Genomic DNA, 18,999 nt, shown 5'->3' with positions numbered 1-18,999 from the left:
CGGCGCTTCAGGGATCCTGGCGCCGCAGGGTCCCCTGACCCTGGAGGTTGAGGTTGTCGATCCGCACGCTGGTGGCACGGCCGCCGGGTCCGGGCGCAAAGACCACGGCGCTGGCCCCGTCGGCGTTCTCACCGGTGGGCTGATAACGGAAGGTGTCGCCGCTGACGTGCTCCAGGGCAAAGGGCCGGCGGGCAGGGCCGAGCTCCAGCACCAGGTTGCTGCCTGCGCCAGCAGCACCACCAGGCGCCACACCGCTGCCCGCCAGGCGCACCACCGCGGTGCCCACGTAATCGTTGGCGTAGCTGCCGGTGTACGCCGCAGGCGGCCGCGCCGGTTGCGGGCTCTGGGGGATCACCACCGCTGGATAGGGCTGGGCCATCATCGCGGCGAAGGCCTTGCCGAACTCCGGCAGGTAGTCGCGCCGAATCGTGCCCGTCCGCACCAGATCCACGAAGCTGCGCGCCAACGCTTCCACCGCCCCCACCGGCTGGCCGTTGCTGAGCACCACGATGCCGATCTTCTGGGCCGGCAGCAGCACCACCGTGGTGGCGGCCCCAAGGAAGAAGGCACCGGAGTGGCTGAGCTGCACCTGGCCCTGGTCGTCGTAGCCCACACCCCAGCCAAGGCCGTAGAGGCCGGCATGGTCGCGGGCGGGATCGGCCGGCGCCTTGCTCACCATCTGGGGCCGATGGGTTTCAGCCAGCGCCTCGGCCGCCACCACCTGCTGGCCCGCGAAGCGTCCATCGGCCAGCTGCAGCGTCATCCAACGGGCCAGATCCCGCACCGAAGCACTCGCCCCACCGGCCGGCGACTGCACATCCGCATCCCGGTCGAACAGGGCCTGCCACCGCTCCCCCTGCTGCCTATGCAGCACGGCACGGTTGGGCTGGGCCAGCCAGTCGGCATGGCGGGAGCTGGTGCGGTCCATGCCGAGGGGCCGATAGAGCCGCTCGGCGGAGATCTCCTCCCAGGAGCGGCCGGTGCTGCGGGCCGCGGCCTCCGCCGCTGCGGTGAAGCCGAGGTTGGTGTAGGCGTAGCTGGCGCGGAAGCGGTTGTCCAGGGGCAGGAACCGCAGGCGCTCGATCACGGCGATCCGGCCGAAGCCGATGTCTTCGAGGTCGTCGCCGGCATGGTCGGGCAGGCCGCTGCGATGGCTGAACAGATCCCGCAGGGTCACCGCATCGGCGATGGCCGGCGGGCCGAGCCGCAGCTCCGGCACATAGCGCCGCACGGGCGTATCCCAGGCGAGCGGCCCGTCTCCCACGAGGGCGGCCACCACGGTGGTGACCAACGGCTTGGAGAGGGAGGCGAGCTGGAACACGGTGTCGGCATCCACCGGATCGGGCCGGTCCACCTGGCGCCGCCCGAAGCCCTGGGCGAACACCACCTCGCCATCAGCCACCACGGCGATCGCCAGGCCCGGCACGCCGGTGCGCCGCAGCGTGTCGGCCGCGAGGGTGTCGAGGCGGGCCAAGGCGGCCACCAGGCGCGCCTGCACCTGCGCCTGCACCTGCGCCTGCGCCTGCGCTTGCACCTGCGCTTCCGCTGCGGGCGCTGCGGCCAGCGGCCCCACCAGGACGACCAGCCCCAGCAAACCCCCCAGCCGCCGCAGCGCAGCCAGGCCACCGTCCAACGCCTCAGACCACCTGGCGATCGGAGCGACGGCCCCTGAGACCGCAGCTGACGCGCCGTGGAGCCGCCAAGCGGGACGAGGGAGTGCGGGCATGGAACGCTCCTGCAACCTGGGGCCTTCCCGGCAAGCTAGGCAGGGCAACAACCCGGCGCCCATGGCCTCCGATCCAGCACAACTGATTCGCCAGCTGGAGCTGCAACCCCATCCGGAGGGGGGCTGGTACCGGGAACTGCACCGCTCCGCCGTGGGGGTGGTGCGGCAGGACGACGGCCAGCCGCGGGCCGGCCTCACCCTGATCGCCTTCCTGCTGCAGGCGGGCGAATCGAGCCGCTGGCACCGGGTCCGCCAGGCCGATGAGCTCTGGTATCACGGCGGCGGCGCACCGCTCGACCTGCTGCGCCTGCCACCCCAGGGCGGCGGCACCGAGCACCTGCGGCTCGGCCCCCTCGATCCAGCAGACCCCCAGCAGCAGCCTGTGCAGCTGATCCCGGCCGACTGGTGGCAGGCGGCGCGCAGCCTGGGGGCCTGGAGCCTCAGTTACTGCAGCGTGGGACCGGGATTCGACTTCGCCGACTTCGACCTCCTGGCTGATCTGCCGCTGGCCGAGCGCCCCGATGGCGCCGATCCGGCCCTGATCTGAGTGACGGCAACAACTCCAAGCCAGCCTCGGAAACCCTGCATAAGCTTCTTGCAGGGATCGGATGCAGTCGTTGGGATCAAAGCAGAGATCTGAACCCAAGGAGCACCCAACTTCGTCCGAGCAGCCAGCCGATCCAACCTCGCCCGAGCAGCCAGCCGAGCCAACCGCGTCCCAACAGCCAGCCAACCCACCTGATCGGCCGGGCTCGTCGCCCACACCTGGCGCTTCAGAGACCGCTGACCCGCCAGAAGCAGCTGGATCCCCAGGCGCCACCGACGCCACAGAGCCCCAACCCGCGCCAGCCGACGACGAGATTGCCTATGTGGTGGGCCTGGGCGCCTCCGCCGGCGGCCTCGAAGCGCTGCAGGAGCTGGTGAGACACCTGCTGGTGGGCGGGGGCGTGAGCTACGTGGTGGCCCAGCACCTCGCCCCCGACCACCGCAGCCTGCTGGTGGATCTGGTGTCTCATACCACCAGCCTCAAGGTGGTCGCGGCCGTGGACGGCATGCCGCTGCAGGCCGGAACGATGGCCATCTGCCCCCCGAACCACGACGTGGCGGTGGAGAAGAATCGGTTGGTTGTCACCGAGCCGCTGCCGCGCTTCGGTCCCAGCCCCAGCGTGGACCTGCTCTTCGAATCCCTGGCCGAGCACTGGGGGGAGCGGGCCGTGGGGGTGGTGCTCTCCGGCACCGGCTCCGATGGCGCCCGCGGGCTGCGGGCGGTGCGGGCCGCCGGCGGGCTCACCCTGGTGCAGACCCTGGACAACGCCCGCTTCGACGGCATGCCGCGGGCCGCCATCTCCCTCGGTGGCGCCGAGCTGGTGCTCAGCGCCACCGAGATCGGCCAGCGCCTCGCCGCCCTGGTGAGCAGCGGCGCCGACTGGATCGGCCGCGCCCTGCCGGAGCCGGAGCCTGTGATGCTCTCCACCATCAGCCGGCAGCTGAAGCACGCCATCGGCATCGACTTCTCCCTCTACAAGGAATCGACCCTGCGCCGGCAGGTCCGGCGGCGCATGGCGATCCGGCAGGTGAGCTCGATCGAGGATTACCTCCCTCTGCTGGGCTCCGATCCTGTTGAGGCGCACGCCCTGGCGGAAAACCTCCTGGTCACGGTGACGGCGTTTTTCCGGGACCCCGCCGCCTTCACCGAGCTCGGCCGTCAGCTGCGGCAGTACCTCGCCAAGCAGGTGGACAACTATCCACTGCGCGTCTGGGTGCCGGGCTGCGCCACCGGGGAAGAGGTGTATTCCATCGCCATGGTGGTGAGCCAGGTGCTGGATCATCCCGCCGATCTGTCACGCCATCTGAAGATCTTCGGTACGGATCTCGACGAGGCGAGCCTCTCGATCGCCCGCCGGGCCACCTATCCGGTCTCGGCCGCCAAGGCGATCCCGGAGGACCTCTGCCAGCGGTTCGTGACCCTCGCCAACGGCGAGATGGGGCTGAGCGAAACGCTGCGCGAATGCGCCGTGTTCGCCCGTCACAACGTGGGGGAAGATCCGCCCTTCCCGCGGCTGGACCTGATCTCCTGCCGCAACACGCTGATCTATTTCACGACCCCCCTGCGGGATCGGGTGCTGAGCCTGTTTCGCTACGGCCTGCTGCCCGACGGCCTGCTGTTTCTGGGGGGCTCCGAATCGCTCAGCAGCCGCACGCCGGGATTTGGGGTGGCCAGCGCTGAACAGCACCTCTATGTCCGCACCCTGGAAGGAGAAAGCCCGACGCGGCTGCTGCCGCCGTTAGCCAGCAGAGCCCAGCCTCGGGTATTGACGGCGTTCAGCGGGGCGGCGGGCAACCGGGTCGCGATCATGCGCGAGAACGTGCCGGAGCAGCACGTCACCCTGCTGGAGGCCCTGATCCGCCAGCTGTGCCACCCCTGCCTCATCCTCGACGAACACCACGACCTGGTGGAGGTGCAGGGGAACGTGACCCCCTACTGCCGTCTGCCAGAGGGCCAGGTCACCTCCGCCGCCAGCTCCTACCTGAGGCCGGAGCTGCAGGCCGAAGCGCGGGCCCTGTTCCTGATCGTCCGCGCCGACGGCATGCCGGTGATGGGCCAGCCGCTGCAGCTGGAGGGACTGGAGGGCAAGGTGCGCCTTGAAGCCCGGCCCCTGACGGCGGGTGATCGCAACCTCACGATTCTGAGCTTCATCGCGGTCAATCCCAGCGACAGCAACACCGCCAGCACCACGGCTCCGCTGCCGAGCCGCCTGATCGAACGGGATACCAGCTTCGATCAGGAGGTGGAGCGGCTGGAGAAGGAGCTGCTCAGCAGCCAGGACTCGCTGCGCCGCTCCCTGTCCGAACTGGAAAGCGCCAACGAGGAGCTGGAGGCCTCCTCCGAGGAGCTGCAGGCGTCGTCGGAGGAGCTGCAATCCTCCAATGAGGAGCTGGAGGCCTCCAACGAGGAACTGCAGGCCACCAATGAGGCCCTGGGGATCCTCAACCAGCAGCTGCGATCCCGCACCGAGGAACTGCAGGCGCTGAACGGCGACATGGAGAACATCCAGGCGTCATTGAGCCAGGGGATGGTGATCGTGGACGAGAATCTGCGCGTCACCCGCTTCACCCCGCTGGCGGTGCGGGTGTTCGCCCTGGTAGACAGCGATATCGGCCAGATGCTGCCTGGCGTTCCCACGACGGTGCCCCTGCCGAACCTGCGGGAGGCCCTGGAGCGGGTGATCCGGGGAGGCGTCAGGGAGGCGATTGAGGCCCGAGGCGACGGCATCGCCTACCTGGCCCAGATCCTCCCCTATCAGGACCACCGCGGCGGCCGCCATGGCGCCATCGTGACGCTCACCGATGTCACGGAGCTGGTGAGTCTGCGCCAGAACGCCGAATCAGCGCTGCAGGACTTCACCCAGCTCGCCGATGCCCTGCAGGAGGCGGTGTGGAAGAGAGCCCGCAATATGAAGGAGATTGTCTATGTCAGCCAGCGCATGCAGAGCCTCAGCGGCTGGAGCATGGCGGAACTCCTCGACCACCCTGAACAGCTGGATGAGGCGATCGATCCAGCCGACCGCGACCGCGTCAACCAGGCCAGGCAAGCGGCCGATGCGTGGAACGTTCGCTATCAGCTGATCCGTCGCGATGGCCAGCCCATCTGGGTGCTGGAGACGGCCAAGGTGATCAGCGACACCTTCGTGGTGGGCACCCTGGCCGACATCAGCGAACAGCACGCCACCGAAGAACGGGCCCATGACATGTCCGCGATCTTCGAAGCGGTGTTCCAGACCCAGGCCTTCGGTGTGGCCATCCTCGATGACCAGTATCGGGTGGTGATGGGCAACGAGGCACTCTGCAATCTGGTGAACCTGGATTCCACCTTGATCCAGGGCATTCCGATCGGCCTGATCGCCGCGGCGGGGTTCGAGCAGGAGATCGTCTCCGCCGCAGCAGACGTGCTCAGTGGCAACGACCGTGCCGCCACCCGGACCCTGCAACTCAAGGGCAAGGATGGCCACACCCCCTGGGTGACGGCCGAGGTGCGGCGGCTGCCGCGACCGATCGCCAAGGCCGTGGTTCTGGTGATCCTGCAGGATGTGACCAGCCTGCGGGAATCGACCCTGCAGCTGGAGCAGATGGCCCGCTTTGATGGCGCGACCGGACTGCTCAACCGACTCAGCTTCTCGGAGGCCCTCGATCGCGAGATCGCCAGGGCCTCCCGGGAGACTCTGCCCCTGGCCCTGGCCTGGGTGGATCTGGATCACTTCAAGGACATCAACGACCAATACGGCCATGCCGCTGGCGATGAGGTGCTGTGCGCGATCGGCAAGCGCCTGCAGAAAGAAATCCGCGGCGGCAGGGATTACGTGGGCCGGCTGGGCGGCGATGAATTTGGCGTGATCATCGCCGGCTACAGCGACCATCACGAACTCGATGCCATCCTGGAACGGCTGATGCTGGAATTGAGGCATCCGATTCAGGCGGCGGATGTGGAACTCAAGGTGGGCACCAGTGTGGGGGTGGCGATCTACGGCAAAGACGCCACCACGGTGGACGACTTTCTGCGTGCCGCCGATGCGGCGATGTATGGAATCAAGAGCCAGGGCGGCAACACCTTTCAATACTTCACCGATTCAATGAATGCCGCCGCCGAGCAGCGGCGCCTGCTGCGGCGCGCGCTGGCGGAGGCAATCGCCGCAGAGTCGTTTGAGCTGTATTTCCAGCCGATCGTGGCGGCCAAAGAGGGAACGCTCTGGGGGGTGGAAGCGCTGATTCGCTGGCACCGCGACGGGCAGGTGGTGCATGCGGACGACTTCATCGCGTTCGCCGAGCAGAGCGGTCTGATCCGCGAGCTCGGGCCCCTCACCCTGCGCCTGCTGCGGGCCGATCTGGAGCGCCTCAGCGCCACCGGCCGCAGCGATCTGTCGGTGAGCCTGAACATGTCGGTGAAGCAGCTGGAAGATCCCCAGCTCGCCTCCCTGCTGCAGAGCTGGCCCGCGGTCCACGGCCTCCAGGGCCTTGTGGTGGAAGTGGTGGAATCCATCCTGCTGCCCGACAACAGCGCGGCCCTGAAGGTGGTGCATGGCCTGATCGATCACGGCGCCGCCATTTCGATCGACGACTACGGCACCGGCTATTCCAACCTCAGGCTGCTGAAGACACTGGAGCCCGCCTTCATCAAGCTGGATCGCTCCCTGCTGCTGCTCAGCCTCGAGGATGATCGCGGCAGGCAATTGATGCGATCCGCCATCGAAATGGCCCATGGCCTCGGGGCCGCCGTGGTGGTGGAAGGCATCAGTGACACAAGCATGGCCACCTTCTGCCAGGAGCTGGGGGCGGATTACCTGCAGGGCTTCGCGATCGCCAGACCCATGCCCCTGCCGGAACTGCTGGGCTGGCTGGAGTCAGCCACTGGGCCGTCGGCCTAGACCCAGCCGCCCCATCGGGATCAGCTGCGCCGGGCGGCACAGGCATCCTTCACCAGCTGTCTTTCGAAATCAACCTGAGGAGCCTGCCAGCCCCTCCAGACGCCATTGGCGCCGGCCACGTTGATCTTGCCCACCGAGCAGTTCACCGACAGATGGATGGTCTGCCCCTTGGAATTGATGGTGGGCGCCACCACACTGCCCCCCATCGAGGTCCAGCTGGACCAGTCGACCCGCAGGGGGCCGTAGAGGCGCCACTCCGGTTGACGGGCACCCAGGCCCGGCAGCTCCGCCTTGGACGCGGTGGGGGGCTGGGTCTTCGCCCGGGAGCCGGCTGGCTGCACCACCAGCGGCACTGGCACCGGGCGGGCCTTGGCTGCCGCAACGGTCTCGGCTGCGGAGACGGCCGCCAGGGCCAGGCTGAGTGCCGAGACCCTGATCCCACACCGGATCCCGCGCCTGATCCAGACGTTAAGGCCGGTCTGGAGGGTCGGGAGTTGCGGCGGCATCACGGACGAATTGCAGGCGGCGCCATCAACGCCAGGGTGAGTCCCGCAGGCCGCCGCGTCAATCGGCAAGGGGCAGCAGCACCGACCAAGGCCGAATCCTGAGGGACGAACCCGCTCAGCGGGAGCCTTCGTCGAGCAGGCGTTCGATCTGATCGAGGGCTGCATCGAGGGGCCTGAGGGCCTCGGCCATCGCCGCATCGGTGGCCTGGCTGGAGGGCCATTGGCGATCCACCTGGCGGCGCAGATGCCGCAGGCCGCCATCGATCTGCTCAAGGCGGGTGGAGAGGGCGACCAACCGGGCTTCGCGCTCGTCCATCCCCTGTTCGGCCGCCTCCAGGTTGCGGCGCAACTGCTCCACCAGCCGTTGGCGCTCCAGCCGCAGGGGGCCGGCCTCCTCGCGGCGCAGGGCTGTCTCCTCCTGCCTGAGGCGCCGCTGCAGGTCTTCGGCGCTGAGCAGCACGCCGCCACCGGATTCGAGCAGGGGACGGCGCTGCTCGATCCGCTCCGGCAGGCTCTGCAGCCGCTCGCAGCAGAGCTGGACCAGGCCCAGGGCCTCCAGGTGAGCCGCATCCTGAAAGCGCGCCATCGCCTCGCCACCCACCAGCGCCGCCTGCCCCGCCAGCTCCCGGCAGCGCGCCAGCGCTGCATCGATCCGCAGCCGCAGGCGGGCATCCAGCAGGCGGCTGCCGCGATGGCGCCGCCGATGCCGCAGGGTGGCCAGGCCCCAGCCGAACAGCGCCGCCACCGCCAGGGCCGGTGCCAGGGGCAGCAGACCGAGCCGCACCAGCAGCACCAGTGCCACTGAGGCGATGGCCACGGCCGCGGGATCGTCGAGGGGATTGGGCAGAAGGGCAGAGCGGGTCACGGGGGCATCCAGGCTCAGAAGGCCATCTGCAGATCCTCCATCCGGCGCAGGATGCTCTCGGGATTGCCCTGGGTGAACTCGCCGCCGTTGCTCTCAGCGATCTGGCGCAGCACGTCAGCGTCGAAATCACCGGGGTTGCCGTAGCCGATCGTGAACACACCGATGCGCTCGTCGCCGCCGAAACCGCTGCGCTTCAGCTCGGCCTTGAGGGCGTCGAGGCCGAGGCGCGAGCCCTGGTCACGCCCATCGGTGAGCACCACCACCGCCAGGATCTCGCCGGGCTTGTGGCTGCGGCGCAGCCAGTCGCGGGCACCGGACACGGCATCGTGCAGGCGGGTGCCGCCATCGGCCACCAGCCCGGCCACAAAGGCCTGGCCCTTGGCGGCATCAGCCGGACCGCCACGGATCACCACCGGCTCCGGCAGGCGATTGTCGAAGTCGAACAGACCCACGGTGTCGCGCGGGCCGATGGCGGCCAGGTAGGCCTGCAGGCTGCGCTGGGCGGAGGGCAGTTTCTCGCCGCTCATCGAGCCGGAGCTGTCCACCACCAGGGCCACCCGCGAGGGTTTCTTGACCAGATCCCGCCAGGTGCGGATCATCGCCTCCACCACCGCCGGGCGCGGCGCCCGCAGGGAGTCGTAGACCGCCCGCGGATCGGCGCCATAGGCCGCCACCACCCGGGAGGCCGGCACGGCCGGATTGGCGGGACGCAACCCCTGATCCGCCGCCAGCTTCTGGATCTCCGGGCTCTGGAGCCGCTCGATCAGCAGCTCTGCCGCCGCCTTCTCCTGGGGCGACACCCAGGGCGCGTTCGGCAGGATCGCCCGCATGGTGCTGGCGTAGGTGGCGGCCGGGTACACGGCCTGCAGCACCTCCTCGCTGCCGCTGCGTCGGCTGTTCACCCCCACCACCGACGACTCATAGACCGAGGCCACCGACGCCCAGAAGGGGCCGTTGCGCTGCATCGCCCGGGCCAGTTCATCGGTGGAGCTGCCGTAGCGGGTGATGTGCCGCTGGATCGCCGCCACACCGGCGGCATGGCGGCTCACGTCCGCCAGGGTGAGTGCTTCAGGGGGCTTGCCGGCCACCTCCGCGAACATCGCCACCAGGGTCTGCAGGCCGGAATTGGAGCGGGTCGGCGCCGTGTGCACGAAGCGGATCAGCTGCGACGGCCCCGCCGGATCCAGCTGGCGGTGGTCGGTGCTGCGGGCCAGGGCCTGGTAGGGATCGGAGCGCTGCAGTCCCTTCGCCAGGGCCGGGGTGGTCATGAACACCATCGGACTGCTGGCCAGGGCCGGGGCATCGGCCGGAGCCGGAATCAGATCGCGGCTGGGGGCCAGCTGCTGCAGCCGGTAGCGCAGCAGCTCCTGGTAGATCTCGCCATCCACCGAGAGCAGCACCGGGATCGACGGGTCATCGGCCGGAGCACCGCCCTGCAGCACGGCCCGGGCGTGGCGCTCGATCTCGCTCACCACATCACCGCTGCCGGCGGCGCGGCAGCGCAACTGCACCCGGGTGCCGTCGTCGAGCCGGGGCGGCTGGCGGGCGATGGCGGCGGCGGCCTGCTCGCAGAAGCCGCCCAGGGCGCTGCCCACCAGCATCGGGATGGCGATCTCCTGCCCCGGCCCGCTGCCGCAGCCCGCCAGGGGAGCCAGCAGCAGCAGAGCGGCGGCGGTACAACGGTGGCGGTGGCGGTGGCGGTGGCGGTGGCGGTGGCAGTAGGGGCGGCGGCGGACCACACCGCAGGGCACCAGGCTGGAGAAGCGCATCGAATCCCGGCCCGTTGCCCCCCATTCTGCTGCGGAATTCTGCTGCAGACTGACCGGGCATCTCCGGATCAGCCGGTGAGTCGTCTGAGCCGACGCCGCTTCCTCTCCCTGGGCATCGGCGCTGTGGCGGTGCTGCTGGCTGCCGCCCCGGTACCGGGTCTGCGGCGTCCCTTGCTGGTGGTGGTGGGATCGGAGCTGGAGGCCTCGCTGCGGCAGATCGAACCGCTGTTCGAGACGCGCCATGGCGACATCGACCTGCGCTGGCGGGTGCTGGGTGCCCAGGACATGATCAACGCCAGCATCGATGGCGGCCCGGAGCGCCCGCGGGTGCTGATCCCCTCGAACCGCGACCAGCTCGAGAGCTACGCCGGGGCGGTGCAGGCCCGGGGCGAAGGACCGGCCTTCCGCGGCAGCCCGCAGCCGATCGCCCGCACGCTGCTGGTGGCGGTGGCCTGGCCGGAACGGGCCAAGCGGCTGTTCCCCGATGGCCGGTTCTCCTGGGAGCGGCTGCGGGCTGCCGCGCGGGCCGGTCGCTGGCAGGCGATCGGCGGTCCGCCCGCCTGGGGCAGCATCGATCTGCGCATGACCGATCCGCTCCGCTCCAACTCGGGCCAGCTCACCCTGGCGCTCTGGGCCCGCGACCAACCGGGCAGCGAGGCGGTGGCGCTGCTGAAGCGGGCCATCTACCGGCCGGCGCGCTCCACCGACATCCTGCTGAGCGAGTTCGTCAGTGGCGGACCCAACCAGGGGGATCTCGCCTTTGTGTACGAGGCCCCGGCCCTGCAGCGCCAGGGCGAAGCCGAGGGGCGCTGGCCGGGGGGCTACCGGATGCTGTTTCCCGATCCCACCATGGAGACGGTGCTGGCCGCAGGCGTGCGCCGGGGCGAAGGCCAGGGGCGGGAAGCCGACGGCAGCCGCTTCGTGGCGTTTCTTCTGGGCGCCGAGGGTCGTGCCGTGCTGAACCGCCATGGCTTCCGGGATGCGGCCGGTCAGGGCGGCAGCCCCGCCGGCGATCGGGTGCGCCGCCTGCCGCCCCCCTCCCCCGGAGCCCTCGAAGACCTGCTGCGCCAGTGGCAGAGCGTTCCATGACCAGCCTCCCCTCCGGCACCAGCACCCCTGCCGCCCCCACCCTGCGGATCGCCTTCTTCGGGCTGGGGGCGGTGGGCTCCTCCCTGCTGATCTGCCTGGCGGAGCTGGCCGAGCGGGATGGCGTGGAGCTGGAGTTCCTGGTGGTGGTGCTGAACACGGAGCTGGCCCGCGATGCGCTGTTCCACGCCGAGCGCCTGTTCGATCGGATCGACTTCCTGGAGGTGAGCGATTTCGCGCCGGTCTTTGCCCTGGCAGGCGATCACGCCGCCCGCTTCGCCGGCATCGACCTGCTGGTCAATGCCGCCAACCCGATCTTCAACCTGCCGATGCTGGAGCTGGGCCTGCGGCTGGGCGCCCACACCGTGGATCTGGCCTCGGACATGTACGACGCCGAGACCGAGCGCAGCCTCACCTTTGCGCAATACGGGCTGGATCACGCCTTCCGCGCCGCCAACCGGGCCGCCCTGATCAATCTGGGCATCTCGCCGGGGGTGACCAATTTCCTGGTCGGTCTGCGTCTGCACGAGCTGCGCTCCGCCCGGCGCCGGGATCTGCGGATCGAGAGCGTGGATCTCTATCTGCTCGAAGACATCGACGCCGACGAGATCGTCTTCTCCTGGTCGCCGCTGGTGGCCCTGGAGGAACTGGCGGCGCGGCCTCGCCTGCTGCGGGATGGGCGCCTGCAGGTGCTGGAGCCGTTCAGCGCCGCGCGCGAGCACAGCTTTCCCCATGAGGTGACAGCCACCCGGCAGTACCCGCTCTATCAGGAGGAACTGCTGTCGCTGCATCGCTCCTTCCCCGAGATCGACTCGATCGGCATCTACACCGGTGGGTCGGAAGTGGAGCTGGTCAAGGCCCTGTTCAAGCTGAATCTGCTGTCGAAACGCACCCTGCCGCAGCAGAGCGAACTCACCGTGGAAGCGATGGTGCGCGCCATCCTGCCGGGCATGAACAAACCGCGGCGGATCGAGGATTATCTGCGCGAGGGGGTGATTCGCCGGGCCCACTTCGCCGCTTCCGCCGAAATCCGCTACACCGAAAATGTGCGCAACGATCGCCAGAGCACGATCGAAACTGTTGGGGTGAGCTATCTCCGCTACCGCGGTTTACTCAACAGCCCCTATGCCGGTGCCACCTACATCTCCTATCCCACCGCCGTGGGGGCCGCGATCCTCACCTGGCATGCCCTGGCCTTCCTGCGGGAAGACGGCGGCGAGCTCCGCGGTGTGATCACCGGCGAAGACCTGGCCGAGCGGTTGCCCCGCCCCCGCGCCGATGCGATCCGCCGCGATCTGGTGGCCTGGGACATCGACCTGTTCGAAAGTGTGCGCGACGCCACACCGGTCTGAGCCAATTCTCACCCCACTGACGCGACCCTGGAATCCTGCCTAGGCTGATGGATCGGACTTTTCGGTAAGAACCCTTGACCCATGGCCCCGCGACGGCTCCAGTTCTGAGCTCCCCCCTGCCGCCAGCGCAGACGCCGCCGGCCAAGCCAAGCGCACACGCCACGGGCATCACCAGGGCCGACTTCGAGCTCAAGCCCTTCATGACGCCCTCCAACTGGATCGCCAGCTGGCAGATCCTCAACACCCTGGTGCCACTTGGCCTGCTCTGGTGGGTGGCGGTGTGGAGCCTGCAGCAGGCGCCGTTGCTGCTGCTGCCGGTGATCGCCCTGATGGTGCTGCTGCTGGCCCGCTGCTTCTCGCTGATGCACGACTGCGGCCACAACGCCCTGTTCCGCAGCCGCAGGGTGAACCGCGCCGTTGGTTTTCTGCTCGGCATCGTCTGCGGCATCCCGCAGCTGCCCTGGTCGCGCGGCCATGCCTTTCACCACCGGCACAACGGCAACTGGGAGCGCTATCAGGGGCCGTCGGCCCTGATCACCACCGAGGCCTACGGCGCGCTCAGTCCGTCGCAGCAGCGCTGGTATGGCCGGATTCGCCAGCCGCTGATGCTGTTTCCCGGCGGGTTCTTCTATCTGGTGATCAAGCCCCGCGTGGCCCTGCTGCTGGGTCTGCTGGATGTCGCCCGTCAGGGGTCGACCCGGCACTGGCACAGCCCCGAGGAATGCCGCGATCTGGCCCTCAACAACCTGGCGGTGGTCGGCCTGTGGGTCGGCATGGGCTGGTGGATCGGCGCCGGGCCCTTCTGGCTGATCTATTCACCGGTGATGGCCTGCGCCGCCGCCATCTTCATCTGCATCTTCTTCGTGCAGCACAACTTCCCGGGCTCCTATGCCCATGCCAGCGAGGGCTGGAGCGAAATGGCCGGCTGCCTGGAAGGCACGAGCGATCTGGACCTGCCGGCCCTGTTCAACTGGTTCTCGGCAGACATCGGCTGCCACGCCATCCACCACCTCAGCTCCGCCATCCCCAACTACCGGCTGCGGGCCTGCCAGCAACGCAATCAGCATCTGCTCAACGGCGTCAGGCGCCTGCGGCTGGGCGACATCCCCATCTGCTTCGACTACATCCTCTGGGATCCGGCTGCTGAGCGGCTGGCCACCGTGCCCGCCCCTGCCCAGTGAAGCCACGGCGCAGACGCGTTTTTGTGACAGCCCGATGCAGACCTCGATCGGCACCCACGATGCGTCCTCAGCGGTAGCAGGATGACCCCATAGAAAATCCCAGCGATTCCCGTCGGGTGTTAGGAGTTTACTGAAAAACCCCGCCGCCTCTGCGAAAATAGGGCAACTGCCCCAGGTTTGATGCGAGGTCAGCAGGAGCGCAGCGGCTCCTTGTTCTCCTACGTCTCGATCGAGGAGCGGATCCCGACCAGCCATCCACTCAGGCGGATTCGCAAGCTGGCGGATCAGGCCCTCGATCGACTCAATCCCACCTTCTGCAGGTTGTATGCCTCAGAAGGGAGACCATCGGTGCCGCCAGAGCAGCTGCTGCTGGCCTCGTTGTTGCAGGCGTTCTACGGCATCCGCTCCGAGAGGCTGCTGCTGGAGCAGGTCCACTACAACCTGCTGTTCCGCTGGTTTGTGGGCTTGAGCCCTGACGATGCGATCTGGCATCCGACCACATTCACCAAGAATCGTGATCGGCTCCTCACTGACGACGTCATGGGGCTGTTCCTGGAGAAGCTGATGGGAGCACCCGAGGTCAAACCGCTGCTCAGTGACGAGCACTTTTCGGTGGACGGCACGTTGCTCCAGGCCTGGGCGTCACACGCTTCCTTGGAGCGGATCGATGGCCAGGAGGATCCTCCGCCTCCGCCCACAGGTCCTGGCGAAGGATTCGGTGCTCCCAAAGAGGGAAAGAAGCGCGCCAAAGGGGACTTTCGCGGCATCAAGCTCAGCAACGAGACCCACCGCTCCAGCACCGATCCTGAGGCACGGCTGGCCCGGAAATCGAATGCCCATCCAGCGCAGCTGAGCTATCGGGGCCATGTCCTCATGGACAACCGCCACGACCTGATCGTCGATTGCCGCGTCACCCAGGCCACGGGCACCGGTGAGCGGGATGCCGCCAAAGAGATGGCAGCAGACCTCACCGGTGCCCACCAGAAGACCGTCGGCGCCGACAAGAACTACGACTGTGATGATCCTGGCAACCCCATCATCAGCAGATCTGACTCGAACTACGACCGGCCTGGCCAGCTCAGTGCCTTTCTGCGTGATCTGTCGATCTGCATTGATGGGGCCGATCAACGGAGAAGTGTCGTGACCTGATACGAGCCTGGTCAAGAGGCCCCATCACAGTCCTGTCCGACCTCCCCGCTGATCGCTTCTCCCCACCACCATCTGGCATCGATGGCATCAGCAACCCTGACACAGTCCGTTCATCAGCGGGCGCCTGATGTTGTGATCGGCGTCGACACCCACAAGGACATCCATGTGGCTGTGGCCCTGGCTCCCAACGGCGGCAGGCTCGGCGACTTCCGGATTCCCACAACCCGAAGGGGCTATGACGAGCTGATGACCTGGACTGAGCAATTCGGCTACACGCCGGTCTTTGCCGTCGAGGGCACCGGTTCTTTCGGAGCCGGGCTGTGCCGTGAGCTTGTCGATGCTGGCTACGAGGTCGTCGAGGTGAACCGCCCCGATCGCTCCACCAGGCGCCGCCTCGGCAAGAATGACGCCATCGATGCCGAGGCCGCTGCCCGAGCGTGGATCGCCGGCACGGCCACGGTGACACCCAAGGCAGGCGGCGAAAGGGTGGAAATGATCCGGATGCTCAAGTGCGCCAAGGATTCGGCCACCGGCAGCCGCACCCGGGCGATCAACCAGATCAAAGCGATTCTGGTGACCGCTCCGGCGGCCCTGCGCGAGCGGCTGGAGCCTCTGCACCGCAGCGCCCTGATCCGGGCCTGCTCGGCCCTGAGGCCAGGCCCGCTGGATGCTCCGCTGGCCGCCGCCAAACGGGCACTGCGAACCCTGGCTCGCCGGGTTCTGGCCCTGGAAGTGGAAATCGCAGGGTTGCGGGACGACCTTGATCAGCTCACCCAGGCTGTTTGTCCCGCTCTGCGCCAGACCTTTGGCGTGGGAGTCGACAACGCCGCCACTCTGCTCACCGCGACTGGGGATAACCCGGAGCGCCTGCGCAGCGACGCCAGTTTTGCAGCGCTCTGCGGCGTTAATCCCCTACCAGCAAGCTCTGGTAAGACCCACCGACATCGCCTGAATCGGGGCGGCAACCGTCAGGCCAATGCGGCACTGCACCGGATCGCGGTGGTGCGGCTGCGATGGGACGAGCAGACCCAGGCCTATGCCGAGCGTCGAACAGAGGAGGGGCTCTCGAAAGCGGAGATCCTCCGCTGCCTCAAGCGGTTCATTGCCCGCGAGGTGTTTCGAATCCTCATGGGTGGTCCAGCCGTGCGGTTGAAGAAGGCATGAGCCCCCAGGGGGCAACAGCCCAGGCTCCCGCCAACCAGCCCGCCCGCTCCTCCATTGCGGGCGGGCTGGTTGGCGGATGAAGAGCCGGCCGCCTCTCCGTCACGGCATTGGCGAAAAGCTGCGCCAGGGGGGTTGACGATCTATACGAGCATCACCCGGGGCTTTGTCGCCCAGATGCGGCGGCGTGGCGTGACACCGCACGTGGCGCAGAACACAGCTCGGCCTGGTGGTTCTGCGATCGATGTCCGCACCACTCGCCACAAGGGCTACGCCAAGTCGATCAACGCCCGCCGCGGCATCGAGAAGGTGTTTGGTTGGATCAAGCAGTGGGGCGGGCTGCGCCAATTCAAAGTGCGCGGCACTGAGAACGTCAATGCGGTGTTTGGCCTGCATGTGATCGCCTACAACCTGATCCGGCTGGGCAACCTGCTCAAGCCAGCGATGGCAGCGGCATGACCATGAAAAGGTCGTTGCCCCGAAGTGTGACCAGGCGGCAGGGATCAGACAGACCCAACAGAGCAAAACGCAAAACATCGTGCGTTCTGATCCGCTGATTTGCTGAACCCGGGCCCTTCCGGCGTGTGATCAGTTCTCCGGAAGGAAAAACGCGCCTCGTCAGACGGTTTTTCTGCAAACTCCTAAGAGATCAAAACGGCCCACACCTGGAACGTTCGGCCCCAGGCGCCAACGCCAGCAGCTTCGACCATCTACAGCCATTGGAATGTTGATTGGTTCAGGACCCTCGGGCACTGCTCGGGGGTTTTTGATTTCTCCCTATTGGCCATCCCCGCACCCCCGCTGCAGCACTTCCCGTCGCAGAGCATCAAGGTCGTTGGAGCGCGGATCCTGTGGAGCAAAGAGCAGCGCCCAGGCCAGAGGCACTTGCTGGCGATCAAGAGCCGAATCCACGGCACTCAACCAAGCCTTGGCATCACCACCGAGCCGAGTCACCAAGGACTGGTTGGCCTCCATCTCGCTGGCGCTGGCACCGGTGAGCTCGATCCGCGCAAAGTCACCGCCTGAGGCGCCGCGGGGCCGCAGCCTTGAGGTCCACATGGGCAACGACGCCCGCTTCATGACGCGCGACCTTGCCAGCGCCTTTGATGTAGCCAATGGGGTGACGCCCGCACCTATCTCTATAGGGGGTTGAGGTGATTTCGCCTAGGGTCGCTGCACTCTCAAAAGGTCGATGCGCCTGATTCAGCTGCTTACGATCGTACTGTTCGCTGCTCCTGCCTTCGCTCAGGACGGGCAGGTCTACTTCCGCAGGAAGGGCAATCAGCCGTTCATCGGACCTAATACCGAGCTGAAGCCAACCAACTGCAAGACCGCAGACGACGGGACCATCAGCTGTGACGTTCAAATCCAGAACCCCGCCGACCCAAGCACCCGCTACAGAATCCAGCAGCAGTAGACACCACCCTGGCGGAGGCCCTGGCCCGCAGCAGCGCGTCCGGTCCAGCGCCTTGCGCTCGATGAGTGAACGACGCCGGCGACTAGATGGGCTCGAGCGGTCATTGCTCTAGGGAAACTCTGATCAAGCCCCGCTCCTCAGTTCAGTGGTCTCAGTCTCGTCTATGAGACCTCTACACGTGATGATTCTGCATCGCTGGCGCTTTAGATCGCTTCATGCGGCCTGAATCATCGTCTTCTGTTCAGGATTTCTGGCTTTTAGGCACACTGAGCCTCTGCACTCATGCTGTTGCTGGTCTTCGTTGCCTGATCTTGTAGAGGTTGGCCAGGGCGAACAGCATCTTGAGCTTGTGATCGTTCTTCTTGATGCCTCGGTAGCGCGTCTTCTGGAAGCCGAATTGTCGTTTGATCACCCGAAAGGGATGTTCCACCTTGGCTCGCAGGTGAGCTTTGGCCGTCTCAAACAAATCCTCCAGCCTTCCCTCCGCCGTATCGGGTAGCGCACGGCGCTGGCCTGGCCTCATGGCGATCCGGAACTGGCACGGACTGTCTGCGAATTCCTCGCGCTTCTCAATGCCGAGATGGCCTGAATCTCCGTAGACCATCTTCTCCTCGCCGTGCAGCCGCTCGGTGGCGGTGTTCAGTTCATGCACATTGGCGGCGGTGCTGACCACGGAGTGGACCAAGCCTGAGGCCGCATCCACTCCGATATGGCAACGCATGCCGAAAAACCACTGGTTCCCCTTGGCCACCGAGTGCATCTCCGGGTCCCGTTCACACTTCTTGTTCTTGGTGGAACTGGGGGCGTGGATGATCGTGGCATCGAGGATCGTCCCCTCCTGCAGCAGGGCGCCTTGATCCTTGAGCGCCTGCTTGACCGCCTCGAAAATCTGCTCGCCGATTCCGTGCTCCTCGAGCAGATGACGAAAATTCAGAATCGTGGTCTCATCTGGAATCCGCTCAGAGACCATGTCGATCCCCACAAAGCGCCTGAAACAGGGGGTGTCGATCAGCATCTCCTCCATCAACGGATCCGACAGCGTGAACCACTGCTGCAGCAAGTGAATGCGCAGCATCACCTCCAACGGAAACGGCGGCCTGCCTCCCTTGGCAGATGGCTGGTGGTAAACCGGACGGATCAGTGCATGGAAGTTATTCCAGGGGATCGTCGCTTCCATCTCGTCGAGGAAGATCTGCCGCCGCGTCTTCTTCTTGGCGTAGACCTGCTCGTAATCGCTGAACCCCAGCTGAAGTGATCCGCTCACCCGGCGCCTATCAGCAAAGATGTCCGCTCAGGGTACTGATCTGAGTACCTCAGAAAGCCTACTCCGGATGGAGGATCATGGGCTTCGAGATCGGATGTTGATC

At 67.1% G+C, this 18,999-nt stretch carries 13 protein-coding genes and 2 pseudogenes; 9 read left to right on the top strand and 6 right to left on the bottom strand.

Annotated elements, in window-relative coordinates; translation table 11 throughout:
* Positions 1 to 7: 7 nt before the first annotated feature.
* Positions 8 to 1,633 (bottom strand): serine hydrolase, encoded by a 1,626-nt coding sequence (locus H8F24_RS07520; protein ID WP_231598174.1) that lies wholly within the window; start codon positions 1,631 to 1,633, stop codon positions 8 to 10.
* 154 nt (positions 1,634 to 1,787) lie between these two features.
* Here H8F24_RS07520 and H8F24_RS07515 point away from each other — a divergent pair, with 154 nt between their 5' ends.
* Entirely contained in the window at positions 1,788 to 2,273 is a 486-nt protein-coding gene (locus tag H8F24_RS07515) for a cupin domain-containing protein (protein WP_197157369.1), read from the top strand.
* Between the two features lie 325 nt (positions 2,274 to 2,598).
* Positions 2,599 to 7,146 (top strand): EAL domain-containing protein, encoded by a 4,548-nt coding sequence (locus tag H8F24_RS07510; protein ID WP_231598173.1) that lies wholly within the window; start codon positions 2,599 to 2,601, stop codon positions 7,144 to 7,146.
* 20 nt (positions 7,147 to 7,166) lie between these two features.
* On the opposite strand, the gene H8F24_RS07505 is transcribed toward H8F24_RS07510, so the two are convergent.
* From H8F24_RS07505 to H8F24_RS07495, 3 genes are all read right to left on the bottom strand, one after another.
* Positions 7,167 to 7,652, bottom strand: coding sequence for a hypothetical protein (locus H8F24_RS07505; protein WP_197157373.1), 486 nt, complete (start codon positions 7,650 to 7,652; stop codon positions 7,167 to 7,169).
* Between the two features lie 115 nt (positions 7,653 to 7,767).
* Positions 7,768 to 8,517: a hypothetical protein gene (locus H8F24_RS07500; protein ID WP_197157375.1), complete on the bottom strand. Its 750-nt coding sequence runs from the start codon at positions 8,515 to 8,517 to the stop codon at positions 7,768 to 7,770.
* A 14-nt stretch (positions 8,518 to 8,531) separates the two neighbouring features.
* A complete protein-coding gene (locus H8F24_RS07495; protein WP_231598172.1) occupies positions 8,532 to 10,286 on the bottom strand; it encodes a VWA domain-containing protein in 1,755 nt (584 codons plus the stop codon).
* A gap of 75 nt (positions 10,287 to 10,361) precedes the next feature.
* Between H8F24_RS07495 and H8F24_RS07490 the strand changes: the two genes are divergently transcribed.
* From H8F24_RS07490 to H8F24_RS07465, 6 genes and pseudogenes are all read left to right on the top strand, one after another.
* A complete protein-coding gene (locus H8F24_RS07490; RefSeq protein ID WP_197157380.1) occupies positions 10,362 to 11,375 on the top strand; it encodes a substrate-binding domain-containing protein in 1,014 nt (337 codons plus the stop codon).
* Positions 11,372 to 12,724: a hypothetical protein gene (locus H8F24_RS07485; RefSeq protein WP_197157381.1), complete on the top strand. Its 1,353-nt coding sequence runs from the start codon at positions 11,372 to 11,374 to the stop codon at positions 12,722 to 12,724. The genes H8F24_RS07490 and H8F24_RS07485 overlap by 4 nt, the downstream gene beginning before the upstream one ends.
* Positions 12,725 to 12,798: 74 nt before the next feature.
* Complete coding sequence (locus H8F24_RS07480) at positions 12,799 to 13,905, top strand: fatty acid desaturase (RefSeq protein ID WP_231598171.1); 1,107 nt, start codon at positions 12,799 to 12,801, stop codon at positions 13,903 to 13,905.
* Between the two features lie 180 nt (positions 13,906 to 14,085).
* Positions 14,086 to 14,919, top strand: a pseudogene (locus H8F24_RS07475) (IS5 family transposase); the annotation flags it as partial.
* Between the two features lie 267 nt (positions 14,920 to 15,186).
* Positions 15,187 to 16,218 (top strand): IS110 family transposase, encoded by a 1,032-nt coding sequence (locus tag H8F24_RS07470; protein ID WP_370594783.1) that lies wholly within the window; start codon positions 15,187 to 15,189, stop codon positions 16,216 to 16,218.
* A 153-nt stretch (positions 16,219 to 16,371) separates the two neighbouring features.
* Positions 16,372 to 16,674 (top strand): annotated as a pseudogene (locus H8F24_RS07465) (transposase); the annotation flags it as partial.
* Positions 16,675 to 16,992: 318 nt separating this feature from the next.
* On the opposite strand, the gene H8F24_RS07460 reads toward H8F24_RS07465, so the two are convergent.
* Positions 16,993 to 17,274: a hypothetical protein gene (locus H8F24_RS07460; protein ID WP_197152796.1), complete on the bottom strand. Its 282-nt coding sequence runs from the start codon at positions 17,272 to 17,274 to the stop codon at positions 16,993 to 16,995.
* 133 nt (positions 17,275 to 17,407) lie between these two features.
* Here H8F24_RS07460 and H8F24_RS07455 point away from each other — a divergent pair, with 133 nt between their 5' ends.
* Positions 17,408 to 17,632, top strand: coding sequence for a hypothetical protein (locus H8F24_RS07455; RefSeq protein WP_197171608.1), 225 nt, complete (start codon positions 17,408 to 17,410; stop codon positions 17,630 to 17,632).
* Between the two features lie 280 nt (positions 17,633 to 17,912).
* Here H8F24_RS07455 and H8F24_RS07450 read toward each other — a convergent pair whose 3' ends face one another.
* Positions 17,913 to 18,896 carry an IS5 family transposase gene (locus H8F24_RS07450; RefSeq protein ID WP_197152793.1) on the bottom strand — a complete coding sequence of 328 codons (984 nt, stop codon included), beginning with the start codon at positions 18,894 to 18,896 and terminating at the stop codon, positions 17,913 to 17,915.
* Positions 18,897 to 18,999: the final 103 nt, after the last annotated feature.

Origin of the sequence: Synechococcus sp. CBW1002, from assembly GCF_015840915.1 — a bacterium.
Lineage (GTDB): Bacteria > Cyanobacteriota > Cyanobacteriia > PCC-6307 > Cyanobiaceae > CBW1002.
The sequence above is the reverse complement of the archived record's forward strand: the minus strand, read 5'-3'. Positions and strand labels throughout refer to the sequence as shown.

What these genes read in the sequence shown, in the direction of transcription:
- H8F24_RS07515 (WP_197157369.1), top strand. Translation starts at nt 1,788, where the DNA reads ATGGCCTCCGATCCAGCACAACTGATTCGCCAGCTGGAGCTGCAACCC.
- H8F24_RS07505 (WP_197157373.1), bottom strand. Translation starts at nt 7,652, where the DNA reads ATGCCGCCGCAACTCCCGACCCTCCAGACCGGCCTTAACGTCTGGATC.
- H8F24_RS07495 (WP_231598172.1), bottom strand. Translation starts at nt 10,286, where the DNA reads ATGCGCTTCTCCAGCCTGGTGCCCTGCGGTGTGGTCCGCCGCCGCCCC.
- H8F24_RS07485 (WP_197157381.1), top strand. Translation starts at nt 11,372, where the DNA reads ATGACCAGCCTCCCCTCCGGCACCAGCACCCCTGCCGCCCCCACCCTG.
- H8F24_RS07460 (WP_197152796.1), bottom strand. Translation starts at nt 17,274, where the DNA reads ATGTGGACCTCAAGGCTGCGGCCCCGCGGCGCCTCAGGCGGTGACTTT.
- H8F24_RS07455 (WP_197171608.1), top strand. Translation starts at nt 17,408, where the DNA reads ATGCGCCTGATTCAGCTGCTTACGATCGTACTGTTCGCTGCTCCTGCC.